At 65.2% G+C, this 22,115-nt stretch carries 22 protein-coding genes and 1 pseudogene; 13 read left to right on the top strand and 10 right to left on the bottom strand.

The features are described 5' to 3' along the window. Positions 1-126: 126 nt before the first annotated feature. Complete coding sequence (locus A5789_RS08375) at positions 127-1,071, bottom strand: helix-turn-helix transcriptional regulator (protein WP_197516577.1); 945 nt, start codon at positions 1,069-1,071, stop codon at positions 127-129. A gap of 150 nt (positions 1,072-1,221) precedes the next feature. Here A5789_RS08375 and A5789_RS37250 point away from each other — a divergent pair, with 150 nt between their 5' ends. The 7 genes from A5789_RS37250 to A5789_RS08345 are packed head-to-tail and all read left to right on the top strand — an operon-like array spanning position 1,222 to position 6,108. After that, a complete protein-coding gene (locus A5789_RS37250) occupies positions 1,222-1,587 on the top strand; it encodes a hypothetical protein (protein ID WP_197516576.1) in 366 nt (121 codons plus the stop codon). Then, positions 1,584-2,384, top strand: a complete 801-nt coding sequence (locus tag A5789_RS08370; RefSeq protein ID WP_197516575.1) for a hypothetical protein — start codon at positions 1,584-1,586, stop codon at positions 2,382-2,384. The genes A5789_RS37250 and A5789_RS08370 overlap by 4 nt, the downstream gene beginning before the upstream one ends. Further along, positions 2,381-3,085, top strand: a complete 705-nt coding sequence (locus A5789_RS08365; RefSeq protein WP_064902624.1) for a hypothetical protein — start codon at positions 2,381-2,383, stop codon at positions 3,083-3,085. Before A5789_RS08370 ends, A5789_RS08365 begins: the two co-directional genes overlap by 4 nt. Next, positions 3,082-4,263 (top strand): hypothetical protein, encoded by a 1,182-nt coding sequence (locus tag A5789_RS08360; protein ID WP_064902625.1) that lies wholly within the window; start codon positions 3,082-3,084, stop codon positions 4,261-4,263. The genes A5789_RS08365 and A5789_RS08360 overlap by 4 nt, the downstream gene beginning before the upstream one ends. Next, positions 4,260-5,117, top strand: a complete 858-nt coding sequence (locus A5789_RS08355; RefSeq protein ID WP_064902626.1) for a hypothetical protein — start codon at positions 4,260-4,262, stop codon at positions 5,115-5,117. The genes A5789_RS08360 and A5789_RS08355 overlap by 4 nt, the downstream gene beginning before the upstream one ends. Next, positions 5,084-5,635: an ATP-binding protein gene (locus A5789_RS08350; protein WP_197516574.1), complete on the top strand. Its 552-nt coding sequence runs from the start codon at positions 5,084-5,086 to the stop codon at positions 5,633-5,635. Before A5789_RS08355 ends, A5789_RS08350 begins: the two co-directional genes overlap by 34 nt. Next, a complete protein-coding gene (locus A5789_RS08345) occupies positions 5,632-6,108 on the top strand; it encodes a GNAT family N-acetyltransferase (protein ID WP_064902627.1) in 477 nt (158 codons plus the stop codon). The genes A5789_RS08350 and A5789_RS08345 overlap by 4 nt, the downstream gene beginning before the upstream one ends. A 422-nt stretch (positions 6,109-6,530) precedes the next feature. Here A5789_RS08345 and A5789_RS08340 read toward each other — a convergent pair whose 3' ends face one another. Then, positions 6,531-6,944, bottom strand: a complete 414-nt coding sequence (locus A5789_RS08340; RefSeq protein WP_064902628.1) for a hypothetical protein — start codon at positions 6,942-6,944, stop codon at positions 6,531-6,533. Between the two features lie 391 nt (positions 6,945-7,335). Continuing rightward, the gene (locus A5789_RS36400; RefSeq protein ID WP_156747596.1) at positions 7,336-7,476 is read right to left on the bottom strand and encodes a hypothetical protein; all 141 of its coding nucleotides are present in this window, start codon (positions 7,474-7,476) and stop codon (positions 7,336-7,338) included. 202 nt (positions 7,477-7,678) lie between these two features. Here A5789_RS36400 and A5789_RS08330 point away from each other — a divergent pair, with 202 nt between their 5' ends. Beyond that, positions 7,679-8,653, top strand: coding sequence for a diguanylate cyclase domain-containing protein (locus A5789_RS08330; protein WP_231953329.1), 975 nt, complete (start codon positions 7,679-7,681; stop codon positions 8,651-8,653). A gap of 267 nt (positions 8,654-8,920) precedes the next feature. Here A5789_RS08330 and A5789_RS08325 read toward each other — a convergent pair whose 3' ends face one another. The 3 genes from A5789_RS08325 to A5789_RS08315 form a co-directional block, all read right to left on the bottom strand. Beyond that, the gene (locus A5789_RS08325; RefSeq protein ID WP_064902631.1) at positions 8,921-9,328 is read right to left on the bottom strand and encodes a VOC family protein; all 408 of its coding nucleotides are present in this window, start codon (positions 9,326-9,328) and stop codon (positions 8,921-8,923) included. Positions 9,329-9,573: 245 nt separating this feature from the next. After that, positions 9,574-11,115, bottom strand: a complete 1,542-nt coding sequence (locus tag A5789_RS08320; RefSeq protein ID WP_064923541.1) for an exonuclease SbcCD subunit D — start codon at positions 11,113-11,115, stop codon at positions 9,574-9,576. A 333-nt stretch (positions 11,116-11,448) separates the two neighbouring features. Further along, positions 11,449-12,207 carry a hypothetical protein gene (locus A5789_RS08315; protein ID WP_064902633.1) on the bottom strand — a complete coding sequence of 253 codons (759 nt, stop codon included), beginning with the start codon at positions 12,205-12,207 and terminating at the stop codon, positions 11,449-11,451. Between the two features lie 10 nt (positions 12,208-12,217). On the opposite strand from A5789_RS08315, the gene A5789_RS08310 reads away from it, so the two are divergent. Beyond that, the gene (locus tag A5789_RS08310) at positions 12,218-13,567 is read left to right on the top strand and encodes an endonuclease domain-containing protein (RefSeq protein ID WP_156747597.1); all 1,350 of its coding nucleotides are present in this window, start codon (positions 12,218-12,220) and stop codon (positions 13,565-13,567) included. A 672-nt stretch (positions 13,568-14,239) separates the two neighbouring features. Here the strand turns inward: A5789_RS08310 and A5789_RS08305 are convergent. Further along, positions 14,240-15,451: a hypothetical protein gene (locus tag A5789_RS08305; protein WP_155525905.1), complete on the bottom strand. Its 1,212-nt coding sequence runs from the start codon at positions 15,449-15,451 to the stop codon at positions 14,240-14,242. A gap of 201 nt (positions 15,452-15,652) precedes the next feature. Here A5789_RS08305 and A5789_RS36395 point away from each other — a divergent pair, with 201 nt between their 5' ends. Next, entirely contained in the window at positions 15,653-15,841 is a 189-nt protein-coding gene (locus A5789_RS36395) for a hypothetical protein (RefSeq protein WP_155525904.1), read from the top strand. A 181-nt stretch (positions 15,842-16,022) separates the two neighbouring features. Here A5789_RS36395 and A5789_RS36390 read toward each other — a convergent pair whose 3' ends face one another. Next, positions 16,023-16,265 carry a hypothetical protein gene (locus A5789_RS36390; RefSeq protein ID WP_156747598.1) on the bottom strand — a complete coding sequence of 81 codons (243 nt, stop codon included), beginning with the start codon at positions 16,263-16,265 and terminating at the stop codon, positions 16,023-16,025. Positions 16,266-16,367: 102 nt separating this feature from the next. Here A5789_RS36390 and A5789_RS08300 point away from each other — a divergent pair, with 102 nt between their 5' ends. Together A5789_RS08300 and A5789_RS37245 are read left to right on the top strand one after the other, a co-directional pair. Then, positions 16,368-17,306 carry a hypothetical protein gene (locus A5789_RS08300; protein WP_156747599.1) on the top strand — a complete coding sequence of 313 codons (939 nt, stop codon included), beginning with the start codon at positions 16,368-16,370 and terminating at the stop codon, positions 17,304-17,306. 101 nt (positions 17,307-17,407) lie between these two features. Next, positions 17,408-17,563 carry a hypothetical protein gene (locus A5789_RS37245; RefSeq protein ID WP_193615489.1) on the top strand — a complete coding sequence of 52 codons (156 nt, stop codon included), beginning with the start codon at positions 17,408-17,410 and terminating at the stop codon, positions 17,561-17,563. Positions 17,564-17,739: 176 nt separating this feature from the next. Here the strand turns inward: A5789_RS37245 and A5789_RS08295 are convergent, their stop codons facing one another. Beyond that, positions 17,740-18,744, bottom strand: coding sequence for a hypothetical protein (locus A5789_RS08295; protein ID WP_155525642.1), 1,005 nt, complete (start codon positions 18,742-18,744; stop codon positions 17,740-17,742). Between the two features lie 663 nt (positions 18,745-19,407). On the opposite strand from A5789_RS08295, the gene A5789_RS08290 reads away from it, so the two are divergent. Then, positions 19,408-20,394, top strand: coding sequence for a hypothetical protein (locus A5789_RS08290; protein WP_064902638.1), 987 nt, complete (start codon positions 19,408-19,410; stop codon positions 20,392-20,394). 142 nt (positions 20,395-20,536) lie between these two features. On the opposite strand, the pseudogene A5789_RS08285 reads toward A5789_RS08290, so the two are convergent. Next, positions 20,537-22,115 (bottom strand): annotated as a pseudogene (locus A5789_RS08285) (type I restriction endonuclease subunit R); the annotation flags it as partial.

Raw genomic sequence — 22,115 nt, 5'->3', positions numbered from 1 at the left:
CTGTTCGCCGCCATGGAGCGCGTCGCCCGCGTGCACCCCTTCGCCAAGGGCATGGGCATCGCCGCAGCCCAGTTCGGTCATGGTCTGGGATGGTGTGGTCTCGATCACGGTCGAATTCCCTTCTGCTCAGTGGTTTTCTGGGTGTGAACGGAACCGCCATTCCATGCGGTAGCGGGTGTGCAGTGGCGGGCTGGTCGTGTTCCAGGTGAACACTGCTGCCTCATTGTCGTTGGTGCGGGCTGGTGGGGTCGCGATTGGGCGGGCGTCGGCGGTCGGGGAGGTTTCGATGCCCCACACCACTGGGTCCAGGGCGGCGGGGAATGCCATCTGCACCTCCAGGCGGGCGGTGGGTAGCCGGACGGCGCGCTGGAACCAGCGGCCCCATTTGTTCTCGCCGATGCTGTACCCGTATTCGATCCAGACACTCTCGCCCGGATACAGCGGGAAGCGGCCGCCGGTGTTTTCGAACAGCAGCCACGCTTCCTTGAATGCATCGAGGTCGTGTTTGATCTCCCAGCGCATCGGCTCGCCGCGGCAGGTGGCCGTGAGTGCGAGTTCATCCCAGGTCAGGGGGTGTTGCCGGTAGTGGGCGCGGGATTGGTCGGGCTCGCCGGGGTAGCGGTCGACCGCGATGCGGATGAGGTAGCGGGTGATCGGTTCGGTGCCGGTGTTGCGCAACAGCCGCCGCATTCCCAGCCGGTAGGTGGCTCCGTCGTAGTCCAGGCGGGCGGCGTCGTGCTCGCACACCAGCGCTGCGGCGGCCAATGCCGGGTCCAGCCGCGGCGGCAGTGGCACGGCGTGCTCGCCGGCGCCGTGGGCGCGGGCGGCCTCGAAGTCGCGCCAGCGCCGCCAGATCGCGTCTCCGGAGTTGAGGGCGGCGTCGGCCTTGCGGGCGAAGTCCTCGGTCGGTTTGTGCCGTCCGGCCTCGATGTGGCTGACGTAGGACGGGTCGAACCCCATCTTCACTGCCAGCGCTTTCTTGCCCAGGCCGGCGTTCTCGCGCCAGTAGGCGACTTCGGCGGCGAACGCCTCGGCCGCCTGCTGGGCGGCCTTGAGCTGCGGTGTCTTCAAGATTTTTCGTCCCCCCGCGTGCGTGAGTTGAGTGAATCGTGAATGAGTTCAGTTCACCATTCCCTCACGTGTCCCACCAGCGTTTTCCTGGGTTCCCCGGCCCGGCGGCAGCGATCGGCTGCCACGGCCTTTTCGCACCTGGTGGAGGACATGATGCGGTTGCTGTATCTGCTCAATATCTCCAATCCTGACCGGCTGAGCGCCGATTCGGGTTTCACCGTCGCCGAACTGCTGTTGCCCGCGTTGACTGATCTCGGCGCGGATATCACCTTCGCCGCCCGGGCGCGGGTCTCCGATGAGCGCGTGTGGTTCGAGCGCACCGCGCTGCCGGGCACGAAGTACCGGGCCCGGTTCGGCGCCGATGCCGCGCAGCTGGCGGCGATCGTGGGCAGTGCTCGCCCGGATGTGGTGGTGGTCAACCAGATCGAGCAGGCACCCGCGGTGCGCGCGGCCCTGCTCGAGACCGGCCTCACCGCGCTGGTGGCCGGCTACTGCCACTATCTGCCGTTTCGGTGACCGACCTCGGTGCGATGCACCTGGATCCATCGCTGGACGATGCCGGGCTCGGCCCGGCAGTGCTGCTGGCGTTCTGCGCCGGACTGGCCGCGTGTGACCGGGTGCTGGTGCACTCCGCCGCCGCTTCGGCATGGACACTCGCGGTCGCCGAACGCCACGGCCTCGACCTGGGCGAGCGGCTCGCCGTGGTGCCGCCGCCCCGGGACGAACGCCTCGTCCGCGACCCTGCCGAGGCCGAAATCGACTGGGGCGCATCGCTGGTCGGGGTCTACAACCATCGACTGTACCGGCACTACGGCACTGCACGATTCGCCGAGCTGACCTCCCGCCTCACCGCTGAGACCAGCGTGCAGCTTCGGGTGACCGACCTGTTCGGTGACCGCAGCGCGGCGCGGGTCGCCCTGGATTCGAGCCCGGAATTTCACCGCGCCCAGCTCGCCGCCCTGCCCAGCGTGCACGTCGTGTCCGACGGCGGCGACCGGACCCGGTACCGGGAACTGTTGGCGAGCGCGCAATTTGGGATCGCGCCGTTGCGGGCGGGCTGTCCGTGGTCGATGAGCGTGATCGACTGCCAGGCCATGGGGCTGCCGGTGATCGCGCCCCGGATGGGCTGGTTCGCCGAGCACATCGACGAGGAACTGCTGTTCGACAGCCTCGACGTGGCGATCGACATCGTGCGCCGGCTGGCCGGTGACGAGGAGTTCTACCGGCTGCACGCCAAACGCGCCCACGCCGCCACCACCTGCCTGACACCGGCCGCCGTCGCCGCCGCGTACTGGGAGGCGATCTCGCGATGACCGGTTTCGACGTGATTCAGCTGTCCTATGACGAACCGCTCGCCGACCTGCTGCACTCGCGGCTGGCGCGGGTGTTCGGCGGCACAGTGAAACGCCTGCACGGGGTGCGGCCGATGCGCCGTGCCTACCGGCTCACCGCCGAACTCACCGACACCGCGCAGTTCTTCCTCGCAGACGGCGACTTCGCCATCGACCACGAATTCGGCGCTGCCGCAGTCGAACCCCTCGCCGAGGGTGTGTCGATGCGTGTCTGGCGGGCCCGCAACCCGCTCAACGGCCTGTCCTACGGCTACGGCGGGCTGAAGCTGATCCGCGCCGAGGCGTTGCGGCAGCTCGGAGACGCGGTCGATGTCCTGGCCGCCCTGCCCGGCCGCGTCGAATTCGTCGAAGCAACCGCGGGGGTGACCCGGTTCAATCAGAGCCCGTATCACGCCTGGCGTGCCGGGTTCCGCGAGTGCGCGATGCTCGCCCGCGGCAGCGAGTACGGCATGGACGACGTGTCCGCGCGGGCGAAGATCGCCGCCTGGCGGTCGGCCCGCACCGGCGAGTTCGCCTCCTACGCCGCACTCGGCGCCCGCGACGGTATCGCGTTCGCGCACGACGCCGGCCGTGCCCCGGACCGGTTCACCCAGCTCAACGATCCGGTGTGGCTGCACCACCGGTTCACCAGCTCCTACGGCGAGCGGGTGATTGCCGGATGAGCGGCCCCGCAACACGATTGGTGCTGATCGAACCCTACGCGGATCGGGTCGGCGGCCACTATCAGCACACTCTGCACGCGCTGGCCGCCGCCGGGCCGGACAGCCTCATCGTGACCCCGGCGCGGCGGTGCGGCCCGGCTGCGCATCTGCTGGCCGGTAGTGCGGCTGTGGCGCGGGTGCTGGCCATCGGCAGCGGCGCGGTGCTGGGCCCGCGATGGTGGCCGGACCGGCTGCGCCGCCTCCCGCACCAGATCGAACTGCTCCGGCGTTGCCTGGTCGAGGGCGCCTGCCTGCGCACCGCCCGCCACGAGGGCGGATCCGGGTGTGCGGTGGTGATCCTGACAGCCAGCGAGGGCCTGCACCTTCTTGCCGCAGCGTTGGGCGGTGTCGCGCACCTGCGGTTCGTACACGAGGTCACCACCACCGAAGACCTGCCGTTACGGCTGCTTGGCAAGCTATTTCGCCGCCGCGCTGGCGCGGTTGGGCTTGTGTGTCCCACCGAGGCCGTGGCGCGGCAGCTGCGTACCCGGTTCCCGGTGCTGGCGACCGCGGTGCGGACCTATGCTGTCGACGACGGGCAGCGGTTGACCAACGCGGAGATCGACGGCGCCCGAGATGTTTTCGGGATTCCGGCGGATGCGACGGTGGTGTGCCTGGTCGGCGGCTGGTGGCCGCACAAGGACATCGCCACCTTGGACGCGGCGCTGACCCGCCTCGGTAAGCCGCTGCATCTGCTGGTCACCGGGCACCTGATCGACCAGCAGATCCTCGACCGGTGGCGGGGCCTTCCCCTGGTCCGGTTGTGTGTGGAGCCCGGCCCGGTCCCCGAACAGATCCTGCGGCTGGTGTACGCGGCGGCCGATGCCAGCCTGGTGATCCGCCATCGCGGCGTCGGCAAGGAATCCGGGCTGGTCCTCGGCGCCGCCCGCCTCGGCGTGCCGCTGATCGTCTCCGACCACGACCCGGACCTGACCCGCCAGCTCATCGGCCATGACTGGGTGCGGGTGTTCCCCGCCGGATCCCCGGTCAGCCTGGCCATGGCGCTGGACGGCCTCAGCGACGAACGGATGCCGCGCCCACCGGCCTCGGCGGGCAAGTCCCTGGGCATGGCCACCCCGAGCGAACAGGCGGACTTCCTGGTCGGCACCTATCGCCGGCTGTCGGAGGCCCGGCGGTGACGCCGCCGGTGATTGCGGTGATCGGGCCCGTCGAACCTGGCCTGCTCACCGCCTGGACCAGCCACTATCGAGGGATCGGCGTCGAGCGGTTCCTGATCGCATTCCACTTCCCCGACCAGGTCCGCCCGCGCCATCGGGACACGTTGCTGGGCACCGCCGCCGATCTCGGCATCGGACCGGCCCTGACCAGCACCGGCCCGTGGCACGAGCACACCAACACCGAGCTGCGCGAACGGCTGCGCACCCTGGCCGGCCCCGGCTGGCACCTGCTCGCCGACGCCGACGAATTCCACCAATTCCCCGGCGGCGTCGACGACGCGATCATCGCCGCCGACACCGGCGGGCGCCCAGTGGTCGGCGGTCTGCTGTTCGACCGCATCACCTGCGATGGCGCACTGCCGCCGATCACTGTCGGCATCGACCTGGATCAGGTGTTTCCGCTCGGCGGGCACCTGACCCACCGGCTGCTCGGTGGTGATCCCCGCAAGATCGTGGCGGTGCGCTCCGATGTCGTGGTGGCCTCGGGCAATCACCGTGCCCCCGGATATCGGCCGGATCCGGATCGGCTGGTGTGCGTGCACCACTTCAAATGGAGGCGCGGTGTGCTGGCCGATCTGCGCCAGCGGGTGACCCGCTTCGGCAGCGGCGAATGGATCGAACACACCCCCGCAGTGCGGTCGGAAGCCGCCCGGCTGATCGATCACGTCGGCCGCCACCACGGCCGCCTCGACCCCACCGATCCACGCCCGGCTTACCGGCCTGCCACCCTGGCCCAGCTGCCTGAAAATTGGGTGGTGCAGGCCCGTAACATCCTGGTCGAATGGCGGCCACCGACACCGACGAGCAAGGAGTGATCATCCGAATGCACCGGTCACGGGTCATTTTGTTGTGCGGCATCACCGGCTCCGGCAAGACGGTGCTCGCCAAGGCCCTCGCGGACGAGGGCTTCACCCGGCTCTCGGTCGACGAGGAAGTCTTCCGCCGGCACGGCCGCTACGGCGTCGACTACCCCCATGACACCTACTTCGAGAAAGAACGCCCCGTCGTCGACGACATCCGCAACCAGCTCGCCGCCGAGATCGCCGCGGGTCACGATGTAGTGCTCGATCACGGGTTGTGGCTGCGACCAGACCGCGACGCCTGGCGCGAGTTCGCCGAATCCCTCAGCGCCGAAGCTCTTTTGGTGTACCTGCCCGTGGACAAGGACGAGTTGCTGCGCCGCCTCGACGAGCGCAACCAGCGCGAGGACGCCAACGCCCTGGAAGTCACTCCGGAAGCACTCGACGACTTCTTCGCCCGATTCGACCCACCCGAGCCGGACGAGCACGCCGTCATCTACACCGGTGGCGACCCCGCCACGATCCTGGAATGAGGATCGAACCGCTGTCGGTGCCCCGCATCGGGGAGGTCATCGACCTGATGGGCACCGGCGCCCCCTACATCACACCGCGCACCAGCTCGGACTACTGGCTCTATGCCACCCTGTTCTCCACCACCTGCCCGCTCGCGGTCGTCGACGGTGCGATCGCTGGCGCGGTGATCGCGTTCCGCAGCCAGGACGACCCCGCCGACATCTATCTCCAGGACGTCATCACCCACCCCGACTACCGGCGCCGCGGCATCACCCGTGCGTTGATCGCCTCGGTTGCCGACCACGGCATCGGCCGGGGCTGTCGACGGTTGTATCTGACCTCCGAACCCGACAACCACGCAGCTCACACTGCGTGGATCATGTTGGGGTTCACCAATGTCGCCGGTGACCACACGATTGGCGAGGTATCGGTGATCACCGACTTCAAGGGGCCCGGCAAGACCCGCGCGGTCTACGAGAAGCTGCTGAGCTGAACGGACGGCCCCGGAACCACACATCAGGGCCGTCCTCGACCGCGGCCTCGGCAGGTATCGAACCATCAGCGACCGACAGAGCCCAGCTACCGGAGGCGACCGAGCCGATAGCTAGCCAAGGCAACCTACGGCGTGGGGCCGGGCCTGTACAGTCCCGGCCCCACGTACCGAATTCCTTTCTCCGCAGTCAGCTTTCGAAGGTGACCTCGGCGTTCCTGTTGTCGGTCCACACCAGCAGGGTGTGGTGATCTGCTGACCGCGGCCCGATAACTCATAGTGCCGACATCGACACTCAGATCCACCGATACGGGTTGGATCCGCCCCGCATAGACCGACGCCACCCTCGCCCGATAGACGACGTCGAAATTTGACTGTGCCGAGCACCGCGAACAGCCCCTGGCGCGTGCTTGGCGCGGCCGCGCCTAAGGCAGCTCAAGAGGATTCATGCCAGGCCACCAGTGCAGCAAAATCGGCTCCCCTCGGTGAGCGCGGGAGGTGATCTCCTCGGCGACACCACAGGTCAGCTCGTACTCCGGGCCGAGAAATGTCTCGGTGTCTGATCGCAGGACCGCGCCCGATCGGTAGCGCAGCGACAGGCGTTGGGGGTAGATCATCGGCGGCATCGCCGCCCTGGCGCACTGGCCGGCAGCCCAGCGGTGGCAATCGCCTTCGGCCCGCCGGGCAGCCTCTGCCATCAGATCGCGGCTGTGCCACCAGTCGAGCACCCTCATGCCGTGGTGCTGCCAGTAGTCGCGTTCGTGGGTAGCGAGGCGGGCCGTTAGGTCGCTGGTGCGACCGATTTTGATCCAGCTTCCCGATAGGCGCAGCACGTACACGCACTCCGACCACAGCTCGTGCGTTGCCGGGCGGATGGCCGGTTCACCGGGGAACGTGGCGAAACCCTGTCGGTCGCAGCGTGTTGCGAACGTGAGTGGTCACCATGGAAACCTACCGCCTTCGGCGCGAGGCGCGGAAGGTATCGCCAGCTGGATGGCGATGCTGAAGCCTGGTCGAAGCGTTCACGTGCCCGGTAACCTGAGCGCAGGGGTAGGGACCTGCCATTATCCCTGGTCAGAGCCTGTTCGGAATGAGTGGGCTGGGCTCTGCTGCGGCCCGCATGAGGGGACAGGCCAGTAGAGCGGTAGGGCGGAAGACACTCCGCCACAGTCGGATCCCCGCTCAAGCCAACGTGCGCCGAGATGATGCCGATGATCGCGAGGGAACACGCTACAGCGACCCCGTTTCCAACCATCGGTTGATCAAATGGGCGATCAGGGCGCCGATGCCGGCCACCATCCCTCGCATCAGAATGTTTCCCGCGTGCCGTGCCACTGCGCGCAGGGCCTGAATTACTTTGCGACGGTGCATGATTCCTCCTTCGGTGATCGCGCCGCCGTACGGTGGCGCGATCACCACTGAGCCACACGAGCCGTCACAGGAGCGACGCTCCGGCCCTCTAATCCGGAAGTCGGGAAATCCGTTTCCGCTGCTCAGAGCGCAGACCGAGGGCAGAATTTTGGCATCCGGCGCGGATCCGCATCGGATGCATCGGCAGAAGAGCGGGGAGAGCGTGCCAGAACAATCCAAGGCCCAGGTGGTACTTGTTAGGGCATTGAACGAGCTCCGAAACAAGGCCGGACTCAGCGACAATGGGCGCATCGTCCGGCACGGTCTCCAGCAATCACCGCCAGTGCTGTTCAAGCCCCAGACGCTCAGCGATTGGTTCACCGGACGGTCCGTGCCGTCGGACCGTCGCAAGTTCCAAGTTCTGGTCGCCTTCCTGCAGGCGGAGGCGGAGAAGAACTCGGGGCGTAAGCCCACTCGGCCGGAGCCATGGGAGGAGCTACGGCTACGCGCCCGGCAGGAACGCCAACTGCAACGCCGAGATATCGGTCAGGCAGCGCCGGACCGGGAACTGCCGGGTGGCAGCCTCTTACGGCGGACAGCAGCACGGGCCAGCCGAGTGCCCCTACTCGACGAGGTCGAGTGCGCGATGTACATCCAGGAGGAGTTGTCGCGATCCCCGAATGGCGGCAACTGGGTCGTGCAGGCAGTAACCTATGTGGACGTCGATGGCCTGCTGGCAATCAACGCGGTGTACGGAGACGCCACGGGGGACCGGGTTCTGGACACATGTGCCGAACTAGTACGCGGCTACTTCCAGGATCGTGGCGGCGCCGTGTGTCGGCTGCGCGGCGATCAGTTCGTGGTAGCGCAGGCAAGCGCTCAGGAGCGGGATGTCTTCCCGAATGCGATTGAGGTAGCACGGCTGATCCGACGGTTCGACTGGCGGACGATATCGCCGGATCTATTTGTCAGTGTCGCAGTTTCGGCGGCCATCAGGGCCAGGGCTGACTACGGCTTTTCTCCGTTTCACGAAGACGTACCATCACTGATCCTGCGCGCGATCCTGGGTGTCAAAGAGGCCAAGCGTCGCGGCGCGGATGTCGCATATGCCCCCAAATGCGTGCCGCTGCTGTCCGGGACTGCGAAACAGCGATGGGACAGCAGGATCGGGCAGATACGCATGCATGTATCCGACTGATGCTGATGCTCCAACCCGAGCGGAAGACTGACTCCCGCAGTGCAATGACAGGTCCCTCTCAGAGACGAATTCGCGCCGGCAGACTGATCGCGAGCGCCTTCCGGGTGGGGCACATGACATCGACGCAGTTCAGGCAGTTCGAATGCGGAGGCCGCCGACTCGTTCGCATGACCGCCTCCCGGGTGGAAAGCGGCACGCCGCGGGGTGGCCGTCGCTACAGCTGGGCTGCTGGCTGCTGGAGGTGAGTTCTGTTGCGGCGGAGTGGGATCAGTGTGTGGGGGTGGGGATGTGGGCGATTTCCCAGCGGATTCCGTCGGGGTCGGTGATGAAGACGGCGTAGTAGTCGTCGGCGTAGCCGGGGTACTCGCGTGGTGCGGGGACGACGGTCCACCCGCCGGCGAGTACCGCGGCGTGTACGGCGTCGACGGTGGCGCGGTCATCGACATGCATCGCGGCATGCTGCCAGCCGGGGCGGCCGTGGGTATGGCGGCTACGGTCGTCGCCTTCGGCGGCCCAGAGCAGGATTTCCGGTGCACTGTCCGGGCCGATCCAGGTGCGCAGCGCATCGCCGGTGGAGCCGGGCCGGTAGCCCAGCAGATTCAGGACGGCGTCGTAGAAGGGGCCGGACTTGGCCAAGTCGGTGGCAGACAGAGCGAGATGGTGCAGTGACGGCACAGGGACCCTTTCCAGTGCTTTTATGGGGCGACCCGGGTTTCGAAGCCGAGGTCGTTGGCTGGGTGGTGATGTGCAGCTTTCACCGCCTGGCGCTGGAGCATTCGGTGGCACATAGAGCGTCGTGTCGTGTCGCGCAGAAGGTGGGATTCCGTTACGAGGGCACCCTGGCAGCGACTGCACGCCATCTCGAGGGCATCACGACATGCACCTGCACGTCGTCACCGGCTCCGATGTGCGGCACGCAATCACCGCTTCTTGCTGATGAGATGGATCGGCGGCGGTGTGAACGATGGCGGCATCCGCTTCGTGGCGGTGGGACTGACTGGTGCCGGCTCGGCAACGCCGTCCATCGGGCTTGTCGATGGTCGGAGTAGAGCTTCGCTATGGCAGCCCTGGCGCTTTTTCGGCCCAGTCTTGTCCGGGTGGTACCAGAGCCGTTGCCGACTGTGGCTGTCGCCGTCGACGAAAATGTAAGGAATATAACCGTTTTCAGCGAGTTCGAGCTCGGTCGAGCCACGTTCGGTGTGAAATCCGCGGATGGTGGCGCTGAACTCGCCGCAGTTCGCGCGGATGCACGGCTGTTCGGCCACAGCGCCGCACCGCAGGCAGTCCTCGCGTCCCTCGCCGTAGAACCCGAACCATCGCTTCGGGGTGCCGGTGTTGGGGCCACGGGTCGGATCAGCCAGTACGACTCGCTCGACGGCGCCCGGCTGAGGCTGTGCGTGGGTCTGCGAGTCGATGTCGAGGAGGAACGGGAATCGCTCCCGCAGAACCGCTCGCGCGTCTGCGGCGGGCGAGGCGTCGGTCAGAACAACACTGACGTAGTCGTGCGAGGGTGGCCCGGCGGAGATCGAGTCGAGCGTTCCGGTGATGGTGACCAGGCGACGCGGCATCGGCAGTAGATACCGGTCGACAGCTGACAGCCCGTCCGGGCCGATATCGGCCAGCCACACCGACTTCGGCGGGTCGAAGTCGATCAGCTGGGGGCCCGCGCGGTACACGTACGGCAGTGGTGAGCCTGCGTAGTGGACCGAGTCGTTCACCGCGTGCGGCCAATGCAGATCGCCCAGCGCGACGTAGTCGATGCCGTTGAACACCTCGACTGGGATCGTTGCCTCGGATGCGGGGTGATTGATTCGGTTGGTGCCCCTGGCGGCAGGGTCGGCGACAGCGGCGTGGGCGAGCACGACCGATCGTGTATCCGGGCGGGCCTGCAGGTCCGCCCGGATGTCGTCCATAACCGCCTGCATCAACTCTCGTCTGCGTGCGGTGCTCCGGTAGGGGACGCCGTAGAACGCGACGGGGCCATCGGCATCGGTGAGCAGGACCGGGGCGGTAACGTTGTCAGGATCGGTCAGCAGGTGCAGCCCTGCTGCACGCATGAAGGACGCTCCCGCACCCAGCCTGACCGGAGAATCGTGGTTCCCAGGAATCACGACGATCTGCGCGCCAGCACAGCGCAGCATCGAAAACGCGTTGTGGCACACGAGGATCGCCTTCTCCGGTGGCTCCTTGCTGTCATACACGTCACCGCTGACCACCACGACGTCAATGCACTTGTCGGCGACGATCCCCGCGATAAACGACAGCATCTCCTCTTGCGCATGGAGCAGACACATCCCCGCAACGTTGATACCGAGATGCCAGTCAGATGTATGCAGAATCCGCACCCGCAGAAGGGTACGAACTGGCACCGACACATACGGTTCGAGGCACCGGCTTTCGGCCGCCCACATCCGGTGGAAAACGTCCTCGATCCGATCTTCTGACAGCGACTCGATGTTCATCGCGCTGCGTCGGCAGTGGCGTGGGCAGTCACCGGCCGCGGCCGCGAGGCGTTCTCGACCGACGCGGCGAAGGAGGCGAGACCACCGAAGGCGGCAGGATAACTAGGCGGCTGGCCGTCGTTGCCGTTTCCTGCGTAGTCGCAGTAGCGGAAGGCGCAGAGATCCGGCGTGGGTAGCGGTGGCGGATCGGCAACTCGACCGCCAGGGGCTCGGTCACCTTGGTGCGGCGACGCAGCGGTTCCGGCGGCTTTCATCACTCGATTGCGACGCTGTCCGTCGGCGTGAGGAACCGCAGCATGGCCGGGTCCTTGGCGTTGCGGATTTCGCCGTATCCTACCTGACCCCTGCGCTTTTCAGGTCGTCGAGTATGGCCGCCGCGGCGTCGTGGAGATCGCACAGGGTGTCGGTGAGATTCCGGACTTGACCGCCTGACTTGGGTATCTCGATGACCTCCGAGTATCCGATTTCGGCATGTATCTTCACGACTGTCGGATCTGTAACGACCTCTGGGATCTTGAACTGACCCGAGGCGACTACCGCGCCTGCTTCCATTTCCGTGCCGAGGTGGGCTTTCGCTGACGCAACGGTCAATTCCGGTTCGGTGTCGATCTTGAATTGTAAGGACGCGTAGTTCGTGACGAGCAGTGCTCGATGTTTATCGGCGTTCACGAGATCGCGCAAAATCGCGAGGGAATGCCAGTGGGGCTCATCGGCATGGTATGGCTGGGCATCGTTGATTGCCCGGTACACAGCGCGGTCGAACCACCCCTTCTTGTTGGTCATTCCACCGGGTTTGTCGACAATGGGAAACTGGATCTCGTTGACCTTGAGGTCCGGCTTCTTGGATCGGATGTGTTCGTACACTGAGTGGTCGAGGGCCGCACGGAGATTCGTGAGGATGTCACCGACGATCAGCGGCCATGAGTCGGGAAGCTCCGGTGCCGACCGCACCACGATCCGGAAGTACACGTCGTCATAACTCGGGTGGGGGTGGCGGATTTGAGGGTCGAACTCGTATGGGCTCGCCTTCCGGAACTCGCGTACCTGCTTGTTCAACTCGACGAGGTGCGTATGGGCGTGCTCGAGCTTCATTCGTGCAGACTTGAGCCCGGTAACTGGCATCGCAGCAGTCTATTTCGCCCTCTGTGTAGTACGACTGCTATCCGCATCCGACCTTAGCGGATCTGTCGGTGGGTCCCGTCACACTCTGACCATGGTCATCGAGCCCGCCTGCTGTGACTCCGACGCCCCTGAGCGATGGCTCTCGGCGCAGCGCGAGCAGCTGCACCGACAACTGGGCTGCGATCACACAGGACGCACGCAGCCGTACGTGATCGGTCCGGACCGACGGATCCACACCCGGTCCGGGAAGCAGTGGGCCGCACGGGCCTGGGCGGTCTTGTCCGACGAGCCTCGTCCGCGCAGCGTCGGCGGCTGGCGGATTGTGCGAACCGTCTCGAGCGCGGCCGCGCCGGCGCAGCGGGCCGGACAACTCGTCGTGCCGGTCCATCACAGGATCGACGCGGCTGACAATCTGGTCGCAGAAGCTGCGCGGCCACGGATCGAGCACCTCGATCGCATTATTCGTTCCCGGGTCGTGCGACGGCACCGTGAGCGTGATGCGGCCCGGATTCCGGAACCGGCGGTGGTCGCACCCACATGCCTGGACGATCTGCCAGACCATCGGCGTAGGCGGTTCCTGACCGAGCTCGCTCGATACGGTGTCACCGACCGTGCCGCTGCCGAGCAGGTCTTGCTCGGGCATGCGAAACGCTGGAGTTGCCGTTGGAGGCACATCACGACCGTCGTCGACCCGTTGGTCGCCGTGCTCGGCGACGACGGCAGATACCACCTACAGGTCGGAGATCGCCTGGTCTGCGCCGAATGGTCCACCCTCGACAGTGAGCCGTGGGAACCGACGACCCACCGCGAACTCCTCCAATGGTGGAGCGACGGAACGCAATTCCAGCTTTACGCGCCACGACAGGATCGATCCGAGCAGCGACGGTCCTGGGAGCAGGAGGCCAGTGAGGTCGGCTGGACAGTGGCCCTGACCGGCACCACCGCGGAGCCGTTCGACATTCCGCCAACACGGCGGTGCGCGACAAGGGAGGCCCGCCAGTGGTGGCCTGCCCACCACAACCCGAAGGATCAACGCGGCCGCCTCGCCCGTCTGCTCGCCGGCAAGCTCGGCAATCGATGTGGGGCATGCAGATTCGCTCCCGCGATGGTGATCGACCATGATCACGAGACCGGCCTGGTCCGCGGCCTGCTGTGCCGAAACTGCAACTGTCACCTTGAGGGATGTGTCCATGTCAGCGGCTGCCCGTTCGCCGAATATCTCAACAATCCACCGGCCGCCGCTCTGGCGCTGAGATACCCCGGTAATCGTGCGATACAACCCGGCCGATTGGGGAGCCTCTTCCTGGGTCATCCTGCAGCACAGCAGTGATCATTCGCGGCTGGTCTGACTTCCTTTGTGTAACATCAGGTTTCGTGTCGGTGGCATCTGCCACACTCGCGATGTTCGTGGTGGCGCGGGATGGCTGCCATCTGTCTTCGGCCAGAGTATGGCACTGCCGCGCTGCTCGTTGACGTGCCACCATTAGTGGAAGTCGTTACCAGGCAACGATATCCAGATCGTGTAGGTCAGTGTCACCGTGGATCCCGTCACGCCGACCACAATGCGATCTTCCGCCGAGAATCTACCTCACCGTCCAGCGGGGACATGTCATAATCGCAGGTCAACATCGGTCCCGTGTCGGCTTGTTACGTCGCCGGCGGAGTGTTTGTGGGGGTCCTCAGCGTGTCGAGGTCGGTGGCGATAGGCGCTGACTCGCCATGGGAACGGCTGCCCGGGCGGTGTCGGCTGTTCGGCGCCGCAGAGAATGCCTGGCCATGCCGCAGAGAATGCCTGGCCATGCCGCAGAGGAGCGCGGGTCGGTTGGGCTCGTGTGGCGGTTGGTTGCTGCGTGTGCGGTCTACCCAGGTGTGCCGGGCACTGGGGGAGCGAGTGTCCGTGCAGGTTCGATCGGAGACCATCGACTGCCGGAAGCTTCGAAATTGCGCTGGTGGAACCAGATCTCGCGGAATGAACGATGCACTATACCTCGGCTGCGGCAGGTCAGAAGGTGAGGTCGATGTCGGAGTTCTTGACCAGAGGCAGGACGGTTCGCAGGGCTGGCTCCTTGAATCCCTCGGGCGTGAGGCGAAAGCGGTGGGGCCCGGTGTAGCCGGCTTGGCGTCCGCCGATGGCAGTGCCATCGGGCCGGCGGTTTTCGTGAACCAGTGTGTGGATCAGGCCGAATTCCTGCAGATTCCGGTGGGTGTCCCAGGTGGCGCGGGTGAGGTCGTACTTCACGATGCGTGATTTCGGGGACACCCAGCGGTCGAACTGCTGACCGGTGGTGTCTTCTGTCGGGTTCGTGCGGGCTTGATTGTCGGTGAGCATCAACAGCATCGCGATTTCGCGGTTGGTTAGGACGTGGACCCATCCGTTGGTCCAGAACTCGATGGGCAGGTCGACGGTGTCCGCGCGGTTCGTTGGTGGCACGTAGCGGGGCGGGACGGTAGTGGCGGTGCCGGTTTCGGTGAGTAGGTGGACGCCCCGGAACATGGTGCGCGTACCGCGACCCCGGCTGGGAAGTTCGACCATGCCGATAGCCTCGTCGGCGAGCAGTTTGAGCGCTCCGCGGATTTGCCGTAGGCGGTTGTCGCGGGTGACTGCGGCGAATCGACCGCCGTCCTCGTCGTCGCGGTGGACGGCCTTGTTGGCGATGAGATCGATCAGTCCGTGCGGGCGGTCATCGTCGTGGTGAAGGGGAAGCACGGCGCTGGGGTTGCGTTCGTCCGGCCGCCGGGTGTGCGCCAAGAACAGCAGAGTCAAGGCGAGCCTCAGGCCGATGCCTTTGGAACGGCCGGCGAGTTGCGACAGTAACGGGACGCGCGGCAGCTCGGGGCGGCTGTAGTCGCTGATCTCGCCGTCCTCGGCGTCGTTGAGATCAGCGAGTTCCTGATCGGTCAGCGGAGGGTCGCGGCGGAGGAACCCTGCCCGGATCCGCACGGCTGTCGGCTGCTCCGCGGAATTTGCCCACCGCTTGGTCAGGTTCCGGCACACCGACTCGTCGAGTCTGACCTTGCCGTCGACGAGCAGGGTTTCGAGGACGGTGATTCGCTCGTCGCGGCGGTTGCGCGGCTTCGCGGGCTGCGGCATGGCGACCATGGTAACAATTTTCGACGTATTGAAGGAAACGGATTGGTTCTCCCATAGCAGCTTTACCTGTGCTGCTCGTCGAGGTCTTCTTCGAAGAGTTGATAGATGTGATGGGCGAGCCAAACGGTTTCTTGCCCGTCATGAGTGTACCTCGACGGCGGTCCGCGAAACGGCTGTGATGGGTTCTGCCGCTCATGCGGCCGGTCCGGAACCGGAAGCGCGACAGCAAGTCCGCGTCGGTCCCGGTCCTGGACGAGGCTGCCCCCGCCTGGACGAGAGGCGGGGGCAGTAGTGACTCCCTCTTCGCAGATATAGGAGACGACTGTGACCGTACCTACGAACCCCGCGCCCCGGGATCCGGGATCACCGCCGGACCCCCAGGGAATGGACCCGGCGGTGGTCCTGGTCCTGGCGCTCGCGTTCGCCGCGGTGGCCGGTTCGAAGCTCGACGCACCGACTGCGGTCACGGTCGTGGCCGCGGTACTCAACGCGTTGGGGCACCGGCGCGAGTAGCCCGAGGGCGGGGGCCCGGCACCGCCGGGCCCCGGCTCCTGACCGCGATGCCAGGTGACTTGTCCGGCGGCGGCGTTTCGGCGACAAGCTCCACGATCGCACCGTCTGCCTCGGGCCGATCGGGCAGATTTCGGCCACCATCGCACCCGCAGTCGTGCGATCCTCGATCGAGCAACCGCGTTCACTGGGGCAGAGGGGGATGGTCGTGATCACGCGAGACGAGCATGGTGTGTTCGAGGCGCGGTGGGGCGGTGAGCGTTTCGTGCGGGGCTGGTCGGCGACGGCCGGTGAGATGGTGGCGATCCTTCACCGCTACGGTCTCGTCGAACCTGACCTGACTGCGGCTGGTGTGTCGGCGGCGCCGGTCGATGCCTCCGAAGGTGATCGCGCCGGCCGGCTCGATGGCGACTGTGAGGAGTGGCATCGGCTGCTTCGATCGAGGGCCGATGGACCTCAGCGCGCCCGGCTGCGTGAAGCACTGGTGGCATTGAGAACCCAGATCCCCGCTGACCGCGGTGAACTCCGAATGTGGTTGGCGGAGCGCACCGAGATGGTGAACGCGCAGGCGCCGCAAGTCGATCGCGTCGCGGTCTTCCAGAACGGTGGCCCGGTGCGATGTGATTCCGGGCCCGAGTTTCCGGCCCGGTCGGAGTGCCTGGAGTGGGTTGATCCGCGGGCGATCGTTTCCACGGTGGATCGAGTGTGGGGCAGTTTCGACCGGTCAGAGCGGAACCGGCGGTCGTTGGACGCGTTCTGCCTATCGCTGTGCGCGGCCGACTCCGGTCCGAAACTCGAGGCATGGATCGATGACTTCACCATCGGCAGGTTGCACCAGCCGGTGCAACTGGTGCGTGTCGAGGGCCCAGCCGGATGTGTCTACCAGCTGTACGCCGACGGCACACACCGCGCGCATTTCGCGCGGGTTTTCGAGCTGCCGTTGATGGCGTGGGTCAAGACGAGTCAGCTGCCACGCCCGGTGTTCGTGATCGACCACCCAGATCGCCCCGGTTCCGATGCTCTAGGAGCGGGGTTCGGACGGGTCGCTTCGCTGTACATGGGGTTGCGGGCCCGCGGTCTGCTCGAGGTCGACGGCGCCCCGAAACGGCCGGAGACGATGGACGTATGGCAGCCGACGCGGGTGTGCGCGGAATGGATGCTTCTGCCACCGGTGGCAGCGGCCGCGGCCAACCGTGCCTACGACCGCGTATATCCCGGTGCGCTGGTCGAAGCAACCGGGCTCGCGGCCGAGCAGCTCTACGACCCACACGGGTGGGCGCGCGCGGTAGTTCAGCCGCCGGGCAGGGTGTTCCGAGCCCGTCTATGGTATGAGAACCGCAAGCGCAGAAGGCTTTTCGAGCAGATGCACGGTAAGCAAGCTGCACGGCCCATCCTCCGGAATGCTTCTCTCATCGGGTCGTGGACGCCGCCGAATTCGGCGGAATCGAATACGCAGGGTCACCAGTAGGGATCGCAGCATTGCCGCGAAGGCCCACCCGGCTGCGCCGAAGACCTTACGGAACAAACTGCCAGCACGAGCACGCATGCTTGAGATGTAGCCAACTCCATGTGAACCCCAGCATGCTCGGACGACTCGACCAGCTCGAAGCCGACCTCGAAGACCGCAAACGACGTGCCACCGCGCAAGGATGGCTCGGCGAGATCGAAGGCATCCACCGCACTCTGGAATGCCTGGTGACAAACGATCCGACGCGCAGCGACTGACCCGGACAACCCAAACCGTCAGCTTGGGGTTCCCGACGCACAAACCAGCCTCCGCGAGTCCCACCCAGCCCGAGGTTCATCCAGATTAGCCGTTATCCTCGGATGTCCGGTAATGCCGAGAAGCGCGCGCTATTGTATCGCCGGCCGTGTCACAGGGGCCGGTTTGGGGAGCCGTGTCAGATTTCGCGACGCGCTTCGGCATCATCAGCGAGCATGCCGAAGCGCACCGCTAAATCCGCAAACGTCGCCACTGCCACTGGTACTTGTCTCCCAGTCCGACTGAAGGGCACGTTGGCGTCCGACAGCATGTTCTCTACGCTGTTCATCCACAAGGCATAGGTCATCATCAGCGCGGCCGACCGGAACACGGTGATGTGACCTCGCTCAGGGTCATTCGGATACAGCTTGACGTTCCCGTAGAGCTCGCTCATCACCACCAAGACGATCCAGAGACGATCCAGGCAGCCAGGGTGCGAATCAGAAGGATCTGCACTCCACTCATCGCGGAAATGCGCAAGCGAAATGAGCGCTATACCCGCTCCCGTTAGGGCACCTTCGAGTGAAGCATTCGATCGATTCTCCGGAACGAAGTGGCCGCACAATATCAACGTCGCCAGCAGATCCGCCATCACCTCATCCCTTTGAACTGTTGACATTCCAGTCAACTTCACTTCGATCGAACTGTTCGCGGTCACCTCATGCAGAACTTTGGCGACCTCCCGATCCCTCCTGCTAGACATGTCGCGGGCCAGATGGTGGCCGATTTCGTGTGCAAGAATCCAACCTTCTGCCGCCGATGCTTGGCTCTCCGTGACGCGCCGAGAGTGCTCACTGGGGAAAACCATCGGCGACGTACCCTTCATCGCGATCAGTCCGCCAGCGCGAAATGCCTCGATAGCGGCGTCGAAATCTGCCTGCAGACCCCGCCACATCGCTCCGACCTCAGAGTTAGTGATACCTTTGCCGACGTCGACGCTGAGGACAAACGTTCCGAGCGTCGAGGCATACGCATAAATGATCTGCGTAAATTTCTCGGACATCGAAATCATGCCGCCACGCAGATTTTTGTTCGCCGTCGCCGTATCGACATCTGAAAAGGTTCGTCCGGCGTAAATGTTTCTTGCGCGGGCGCGCCATTTCGGGTGCGTCATTTCCACAATATTGACGAGCATGTTGTGCATTTGCGGACAGTTCGACCTACTGTTCGGGGCACAGGGGTCCCAATCCGTCAGCTCTTTCGGTATTTCTCGCCCGCCCGCTGCCTTGATGTATTCAACGAGTACAGGATTAGCCCAGTAGCTAATTCTCGGTTCTCTGGTGCGATCAAAGAATAAACCGCGTGAGTTCTTCAGCCGCATCATGTCGGTGAAATCACTGCCCTTCCCTGCGCTCGAATACGATGTAGGTGACGAACCGTGCTGTTACCTGCCGAGTCGGTACCGTCGCTCATCCTGTGTCCCCCCTTTGGGGAGATCGTATGCCGAGCGACGCCGTTACTGCCTCTATATGGCTGCTGGCCAATACCAGAGACCGGGCTGCCGGCCAACCAGGGGACTCCTGCGTCTGGACTGCCAACTGGCGCAAGCACGGCTCATCAGCGTAAGACGTTCTGGTGCGCGCTCGTCTACGTATGGCGGTCTCCGCCGAGCCCCCGAGAACGGACAGCACAGTGACGTGTGCGACGGATGGTGTTGCGTGACCATGTTTTTCGGTATGCGTCGGCTGCCGGCGTTGTGGCGGTAACGACGTCAAGGTATCGCGCGACAGTCCGGATGGTGGTTGCGCGACCGAGGCGAAGTTGTTGCGTCGGTAGTCAGGTTTCGCCGGAATCGAGGGGGCGGGCGGTGTCGAACACAGCGGCGGTGAAGTCGCGATGGTGGATCGTGATGTGGCTGATTTTGCTCAGTGCCGGCGCCATCGCTGCCGATTATCCGGCGCTTGTGGACAAGGACGAGCTGCCGGCGCAGCGCCGCGGCGCCATCGTCGCGACAGTAGCCGACGGCCGAGCCGACAACGCGCACTTCTGGGTCTACTCGCGCCTGGATCCGTTCGGCTCAGAGAGAAGCAACCGTCACCTGATCAACTTCGCATACCGCATCGGTGCCCCGGCGAACACTGAGATAACGATCGAGTTCGCCCTCATCGGTGATGTTGCCGGGTTCGATCTGCAGTGCACCCCGGGCGAGGTTTCGTCGCTGGCCGATACGACAACGGCTCGCATCGATGGGGGACTCCAGGCCGCAGCTGCTGCAGTGCAACTCGGTCGAGGTCGAAGCCCCAACAGCCCGGGCACCCCCAATGACGCGGAAGTTCAAGGCGCGCTGGCCGATCTTGGCCCGGCACCGGCGAAAGTGGTGACGATTCGGCAGACCGCAACCGAAAAAGGCGCCGGCGGGCCCGGTCTCGAAGGAAACAAGGTCTGCCGAATCATGAACGGCAACTACGCCTCGACGCCCTCGACGAGGCCGTGGATCCCCAAACAACTGGAAATATCCACCGCGCCTACCGGATACGCACTGCGGGCAACTCCGCAAGGTCTGGGCGCCACCAATGAGGTGACCACCGCGGTAAACGGCCGCTACACCGTCGACCGCACGTTGATCGAGCCCATCAACAGACCCGACGGCACCGCCCGATGGAGCCTGCAGACCTCAGACGACACACAAACCATCGGCGGATACACCGTCAAGACGTTGCCCGGAATCGCGTCCCTGCTCAAAGACCCCGCCGACAAATGGAAGCGTGACATCGGAATCCTCGTCATCGGCGCCTTGATCGGGTGGCTCGGCGGAGCGCTCGTCGAGGCCCTGGTCGCACTACGAACCCCATGAAAACGCCGCGCTGGAAACCTGGAGCAACCCGAAACCTGGTCGTGGCCTCAGCGTCGGCCGGTGCCGATGATTCCGCCGATGTGTGCCTCGGCGGTGAGGTTGTCCAGCACGTACCGCTTCATCGGCCCTCCGGGCTGTCTGCTCACATGGCCGTCTGCCGGTCGAGCGCTGCCTCGTAGAAGGCGTCCGCGAGCGCCATGATGACAGCGCTGATGCCGGGGCCGTCGCTGAAGAAGTAGTCGGCCATGGTGTTGTGGGCTTCCTGGTTATCCAGGACAGCCTCGGTGACCGCCGCCTGAAAGTCCTGCGACTCCATGAACTGCTTCTTCGAGTTCACCTTGGTCTGGTTGACCAGATCCGGGTAGGCAAGTAGCCGCTGCACCAATCCTTGCACGAACTCACGGACCTGCGACGCGGTGAACGACTCGGCGCCGAAAAGGTCGTTCATCTTGTCGATGACGACCTGCAGTGCAACGTACTTCGGCTCCTTCCGGGCCCCGGTGCCCGCCGCGCTGATGCCCTTGAGCTCCCCGTCACCGGTCAGCGAGATATCGACCGCGGTCGCCTTGGTGTGCTTGACCCCGATAAGGACCACATCGGACAGGTCGACCTCCGCGGCCCAGGAGGAGTCAGCGATGACTTTTTCCAACAGCCGCAGGAAGATCGACAGCATCTCCATGTATGGGTCGCCGTAGTTGACGATCTGGCTCATGAAGTCGTAGAGCCGGACGTAGGTGGAGACGTCCTTGCGGAATAGGTCGAGTGTGTTGAGGGTGACTGTGTCGTCGGCCTCGATCGCGGCCGCGTAGCGGCGGGCGAAGTCGTTCTTGGCAGGGCTGATCGCGGCCGAGAGCGCGTTGTTGCCTTTGCGGGTGACCCACAGTTCGGCGACCTCGCGCACCTGCTCTTCGGTGTAGATCCCGGCCTGGGCGAGCTTGGTGGCGAGGTGGACGACGACATACGGGTCGGTCTCGGTCTCGAGGGTGGCGTTGGTGAAGTACGGCTCGAACGCAGCCCGGATGTCGTCGGGCTTGTTCACGAAGTCAATGACGAACGTCTTGCGCTTCTGCTCCCCACCCGCAGTGCGATGGGTCCGGTTAAGCCGGGACAGCGTCTGCACGGCAGTGACACCGGAAAGCTTCTTGTCGACATACATCGCCGACAGAAGCGGCTGGTCGAACCCAGTCTGAAACTTGTTGGCAACCAGCATGATCTTGTACGTCGCGCCCTTGAACGCGGCGGCCAGGTCCGAGCCGGCGCCGGGGTTCAGGTTGGCCTCGGTGAACTCGTCGTCCCTGCTCGGTTGCGGCCCCCAGTCGGTATCCCATTCCTCGTCCTCGGCCATAGTCACCGAGCCGGAGAAGGCGACCAGGGTGCGGTAGTTGTACGAGGCGTCCAGAGCGGCGCGCTTGGCGATGTAGGCGTCGATCGCCTTCTTGTACTTCACCGCGCCCTTACGCGAATCGGTCACGACTATCGCTTTCGCCTTGCCCTCCAACAGTTGGGCGACGTTGGCGTGGAAGTGCTCGACGATGATCTGCACCTTCCGGCCGATGTTGGTCGGGTGCAGTTTCGCCCAACGCATCACCCCCCTGCGCGCCGCGGTCTCCTCCACCTCTCCACCCTCACCGCTCTCGGCCTTGTTGGCGATCTTCATTGCGGTGTCGTAGGTCTGGTAGCCCTTGAGCACGTCGAGGATGTAACCCTCCTCGATCGCTTGC

The sequence above is a fragment of the Nocardia sp. 852002-51101_SCH5132738 genome, from assembly GCF_001665695.1.
Classification (GTDB): Bacteria; Actinomycetota; Actinomycetes; order Mycobacteriales; family Mycobacteriaceae; genus Nocardia; species Nocardia nova.
This window is presented reverse-complemented; position numbering and strand designations above follow the sequence as displayed.

Coding starts and splice junctions, on each gene's coding strand:
- A5789_RS37250 (WP_197516576.1), top strand. CDS start 1,222: ATGATGCGGTTGCTGTATCTGCTCAATATCTCCAATCCTGACCGGCTG.
- A5789_RS08365 (WP_064902624.1), top strand. CDS start 2,381: ATGACCGGTTTCGACGTGATTCAGCTGTCCTATGACGAACCGCTCGCC.
- A5789_RS08360 (WP_064902625.1), top strand. CDS start 3,082: ATGAGCGGCCCCGCAACACGATTGGTGCTGATCGAACCCTACGCGGAT.
- A5789_RS08350 (WP_197516574.1), top strand. CDS start 5,084: ATGGCGGCCACCGACACCGACGAGCAAGGAGTGATCATCCGAATGCAC.
- A5789_RS08345 (WP_064902627.1), top strand. CDS start 5,632: ATGAGGATCGAACCGCTGTCGGTGCCCCGCATCGGGGAGGTCATCGAC.
- A5789_RS36400 (WP_156747596.1), bottom strand. CDS start 7,476: ATGCACCGTCGCAAAGTAATTCAGGCCCTGCGCGCAGTGGCACGGCAC.
- A5789_RS08320 (WP_064923541.1), bottom strand. CDS start 11,115: ATGAACATCGAGTCGCTGTCAGAAGATCGGATCGAGGACGTTTTCCAC.
- A5789_RS08315 (WP_064902633.1), bottom strand. CDS start 12,207: ATGAAGCTCGAGCACGCCCATACGCACCTCGTCGAGTTGAACAAGCAG.
- A5789_RS36390 (WP_156747598.1), bottom strand. CDS start 16,265: ATGCCACTCCTCACAGTCGCCATCGAGCCGGCCGGCGCGATCACCTTC.
- A5789_RS08300 (WP_156747599.1), top strand. CDS start 16,368: ATGTGGTTGGCGGAGCGCACCGAGATGGTGAACGCGCAGGCGCCGCAA.
- A5789_RS08295 (WP_155525642.1), bottom strand. CDS start 18,744: ATGCACAACATGCTCGTCAATATTGTGGAAATGACGCACCCGAAATGG.